The sequence below is a fragment of the Phyllobacterium sp. P5_D12 genome (assembly GCF_054049495.1).
In genome coordinates, this window is record NZ_JBFUMG010000365.1 from 1 (window position 1) to 4,616 (window position 4,616).

At 56.2% G+C, this 4,616-nt stretch carries 5 protein-coding genes; all 5 read right to left on the reverse strand.

Translation table 11 applies throughout. The annotated features are described in order from the left end of the window. On the reverse strand, positions 1-677 hold a 677-nt coding region (locus ACXJ5O_RS19470; protein ID WP_457301336.1), incomplete at its 3' end, for an MmgE/PrpD family protein. A gap of 36 nt (positions 678-713) precedes the next feature. Next, entirely contained in the window at positions 714-2,069 is a 1,356-nt protein-coding gene (locus ACXJ5O_RS19475) for a CapA family protein (RefSeq protein WP_457301337.1), read from the reverse strand. A gap of 14 nt (positions 2,070-2,083) precedes the next feature. Then, positions 2,084-2,686: a thiamine pyrophosphate-dependent enzyme gene (locus ACXJ5O_RS19480; protein ID WP_457301338.1), complete on the reverse strand. Its 603-nt coding sequence runs from the start codon at positions 2,684-2,686 to the stop codon at positions 2,084-2,086. Continuing rightward, the gene (locus ACXJ5O_RS19485; RefSeq protein ID WP_457301339.1) at positions 2,686-3,216 is read right to left on the reverse strand and encodes a thiamine pyrophosphate-binding protein; all 531 of its coding nucleotides are present in this window, start codon (positions 3,214-3,216) and stop codon (positions 2,686-2,688) included. The genes ACXJ5O_RS19480 and ACXJ5O_RS19485 overlap by 1 nt, the downstream gene beginning before the upstream one ends. A 103-nt stretch (positions 3,217-3,319) precedes the next feature. Then, the gene (locus ACXJ5O_RS19490) at positions 3,320-4,315 is read right to left on the reverse strand and encodes a Bug family tripartite tricarboxylate transporter substrate binding protein (protein WP_457301340.1); all 996 of its coding nucleotides are present in this window, start codon (positions 4,313-4,315) and stop codon (positions 3,320-3,322) included. Positions 4,316-4,616 lie beyond the last annotated feature (301 nt).

The window sequence follows — 4,616 nt, forward strand, 5'->3', positions numbered from 1 at the left end:
AGCTGGCCCATACGCACGCCAGCCTCGGCGGCACGTCCGAGGTGCAACCGCTTTACCATGCCGCCGCCCTTGCCAATGGCAAAGCTCTTGATACCCGAGGCCGCCGAACAGCTTAATCCAATCGAAGAAAGGAGCTGGTCGCGGGACAGGTTCATCACAATTCCTGCTGCGGTGGCTGCGGCCACCGGCGCTGCCAGGCTGGTAACATGAAAGCCCCGGCGGGACGGTTCGGCCCCGACGGCAAGACCGATGCGGTGCATTACTTCATAGCCGGCAATAATTGCCTCCAGGAGCTTTGCGCCGCTGGCATTGACCGCCTCAGCCGCGGCAAGAGCAGCCGGGATCACCGCAGCACCAGGATGGGTAACCGATTCCGCAATGAGATCATCAAGTTCATAACCGTGAATGGCCGTGCCATTGCACAAAGCGGCACCTGGAGCCGCCACGCGGTCGGCGCGACCAATAATGGCGCTTATTCCGTGCGTTCCTTCGGAAACGATCTCATCGGCCAGAATGCGCGACCAGGGCTGAGTTGCCCCGAAAACACCGCAGCCCAGCGCTTCGAGCAGACAAATTCTCGCTTGCGCCGTTACCGCCGCCGGAATTTCATCAAGCTTGATATCCTGCACGAACTCGATCAATTCGTGCGCATGACTTCGTATCGTCGCGCTGTCCATCGGGTGTCCTTTGTCTGGGAAAGAAATGGCATTATCTCAAAGCCGAATAACGCCGATGCCGTCCTCTATGTCGATCATTGTACCAAGCGGCGCCGAAAGTTTTTTGAGGCGCTTTAGTACAATCTCAGCATTCGCTGCATCGGCCAAGAACGGGCGTCCCTCAGTCAGGGCATGCGAGCCTTTGCCGGTCCGCCGGGTTATCGTTCCGTCGGATGTTGCCTGGCGACCCATTTCGACTGGGTGAAAGCGGATTTCCCGCAGGCCATCGCCGTCATAGGCCATTTCGATCACTGCCGAACTCCACCAGGGAACAAGATCGAGGCCGGGATGGAGTGGATAGGCAGCTGGTGTCAACGTCGGCAGTCGGTCGACATCGTGATCCCAGGCTTCATAGCTATCGTAAGGCACCTGGCGCACAAACTCCGACTGGGCGATGAAATTGCCGATCCCATAGAAAATCGGCTTGCCGCCATAAATCTCCACTCCAAGCGTCTTATGCCAGCCATGGCCAATATAAATGTCCGCTCCCGCATCGATGGCCGCCTTGGCAAATTGCCTTGCAAATCCCGGAGGATTATCGCTTCGCGGCCCTTCGGAAATATTGAAGTGATGGGCGACCATCACGAGATCCGCCATGGTAGCTGCCTCGTCTACGGATCGTAGATTTCCTTCGAGGTCGCGGGGATGGCACTCACTCGAAACCTTGAAATTTTCTCCGCGAATAAATCTCGCGGATGTACGCGTCGATTGATCGCCGGGAAAATTGAAGGCAATCTCCTCTCCTGCATCACTCTCGCGCTTGCCGCCTATGCCAAGCTGTCTGGCAACGCGTTGCAATTGGTCGGCGGCCTGGGCGTCTACCTCGTATTTCATCGTCACCCGGAGCGGGTTGACCCCTGGGCGTCCGAGCAACTGTGCCTTTGGATGGCTGGCCCACTCATAGGCCTTATTGCCGGAACTGACGGAAACGAGGGCAACCCTGCCCTTTCGTGTTTCAAGATAGGCCGGATCGCGGGCTTCCTCGAGGTCCCGCCCGGTCCCAGCACAAGCAAATCCGGCTTCACGGCAATGCCGGATTGTCGCTAGCAATCCGGGTGCGCCGAAATCGAAACTGTGGTTGTGCGCCAGCGAAAGCAGATCGATACCGGCAGTTTTGAGTTCGGCCGCGAGTTTGGGCTCAGCGATCATGTAGCTCGCCACCCAATCCCCGCGCGAGGCCCAATCCAGATCGTCCGCATCTCCGAAATTCATTTCCAGATGCGCATAAGCGACATCCGAACTGCGGAGTAAATCAAGAACACCGAGAAACTCGGGTTCTTCGTAGACCGAAAACGGCCGGGAAATCATGCACTCCCCGGCAAGTACCACTTTCCAATCCCTGTTTAGCGACATTGCCTCTTCCCGACCTAGTAATAAGCGCGCTCCGCCCCGAGCAGACTTTCGCGAAACCGGTCCTTCAGATAGGCACCGTCACGCACGCGGATTGACATGGGATAGCGCTGGGTATTGACCTTGATGACACCGAAAAATGGTCCCTCGGCACCGAAAAGCTTTGGCACCAAGGCTTCAAGCTCTGCTTCGGTATAAATGGTTTCGCTTTGGGTGAAGCCACAGGCTTGGGCTACCGCAGCAAGGCTGACGCCGCGTTGAGTATGCGTCGCCTGCATTCCAGTTTCGCTATAGTGTTCATTGTCTATGACGGCGATGGCGAGATTCCTGGGGTGTTGCGCCCCAATCGTCGCGAGAGCTCCGAGACCCATAAGCGCCTCTCCATCCCCTGTCATGACCAGCACCCGGCGGTCCGGCTGGGCAAGTGCCAGTCCAAGACCCGTCATGGCCGCTGCACCCATGCCACCCCAGAGGCAAAACGTGTTGGGATGATCAACTGTACCCGCATCGTAGGTGGTTGATCCAAGTCCCGTGACCATGAGCGTATCGCCTCTTTGCGCGACAATGGTCCTCATGACGTGACGTCGATCGAGCGTGCCTTTTTTCCTGTCGGTCATCATTATTTACTCCAGTCCTTGAAGCCGAGGAGGCGCTGGCTGAGAAGAACCGCTACAACGCAGTTAGAAGAAAAGGCGAGTTGGGACGCGGCATAGACGACCTGCCCAACCTCATCCGCGTGATTGGCGCGCTGGACATAGACCCCCATATCCTGGAATACCCGTTCGGTGTTTTGACCCATGGGCAGTTGCCACGGGTTGAACTCACCCCACTCACCACGCATCGTGACGATCATAAGCAGGGGCATGCGGCAGTGGAGTGGAACACTCAGCATGTTGATGCAGTTTCCCGCACCTGATGACTGCATCAAGAGAGCGCCGCGGTCACCGCCGAGCCAAGCCCCGGCAAGCATTGCGATGCCTTCTTCTTCCGTCGTCAGCGAGACTGCTGTGATATCCGGATCGCCCGTACAGCTCGCTATGAGTTCGATATGTCCGGCATCGGGAACGTAGGCGACTTGCTTCACATCCGCTTTCTTGAGCGCATCAAAGATATCACCTGGCCAGACGCGGGATATAGATTCGTGTTTCACGTCAACTCCATGCAATTTGTGGGTATTTTGGTAAGCTCTGCCGATCGATCCGCAAKTCCCAAGCCGTGCGGATCGTTTCAATTCTCGGTCAGACTGCGCGACTTTAGAGCTGGTTAGCGACGCCCGAATCTTTGATCACTTGTGTCCATTTCTTGATGTCTCCCTCGATCTGTTTGGAGAACTCTTCCGGGGTATTGCCGACGAGAACCGCACCTGTCGGCTCGAACTTGCTGCGGAAATCAGGGTCGTCGATCATGGCTTTGGCACCGTCGTGAATTTTATCGATGATTGCCTTATCGGTGCCAGCAGGAACCAACAGACCATACCAGAGGTCCGATTCAAAGCCGTCTAGGCCAGGCAATTCGGCAACCGCCGGTGTATCCGGCAGGGATGCGTTTCGCTTCAGACTGCTAACAGCAAGCGGACGAAGTTGGCCCTGCTTGATGTATGGCGAGGCGCTCAGGATTGACACGAACAAACAATCGATATGGCCGCCAAGCAGCGCCGTGATCGATGAACCGGTTCCCTTATAGGGCACATGCGTAATATCCAGCCCCCCGCGGGCTTTCAACATTTCCAGCGCCAGATGGGCGCCGCCACCGACGCCCGATGAACCACAGCCCAGCTTACCAGGGGTCTTCTTCGCCATCTCGATGAATTCCTCCATTGTCTTGGCTGGGGACGAGGGCGGCACAAGAAACACAAATGGGAGGGCCGAAAGCATCGAGACCGGCGCCAGATCCTTTACCGGGTCATACTTGACTTGGTCTCCAAACAGCTGAGGATTGATGACGATAGTGGCATTGGTCGTGAGAAGCAGCGTATAACCATCTGGCTTGGACTTCGCCACGATATCGGTGCCTAAATTCCCATTGGCTCCGGCCTTATTCTCAACTAGCACCGGATTGTTGTTCCACAGGCCTTCAAGCTTATGCGCCAACTGGCGGGAGACGATATCGGTCCCACCCCCAGCTTCAAATGGAGTGATGATCTTGACGGTCTCACTGGGATAGTCCGTTGCTTGTGCAAAGGCCGGCACGGTGTAGGCAGTAAATACGGTTAGTGCCAGACTGGCGATTTGGCTGCGATAGGCAAACATGTATTCCTCCCATATCTTTTTATCATTGAGCAAAGCTTATTAATCGCAATGCACCGAGGCAAAGCCTGATTTCCGATAGTAGTATTCGTTTGCAGCATACTGAGTTGCCAGGCCGGCAGTTGCATTCAGTGAAGCCTTGCAAAAGGGAATGCCATGCTGCGCTGGTCTTAATGCTGCCAGTCGACCCTATTTCGTTATCTGCTCCTGCTCGCGCCCGCGAAGGGTTGAGCGCACGTGTTCAGGGGTGAGCTCGGGGGTCAGTATTTCGATGAAGTCGAAAATAAAACGCCGGATATAGGTA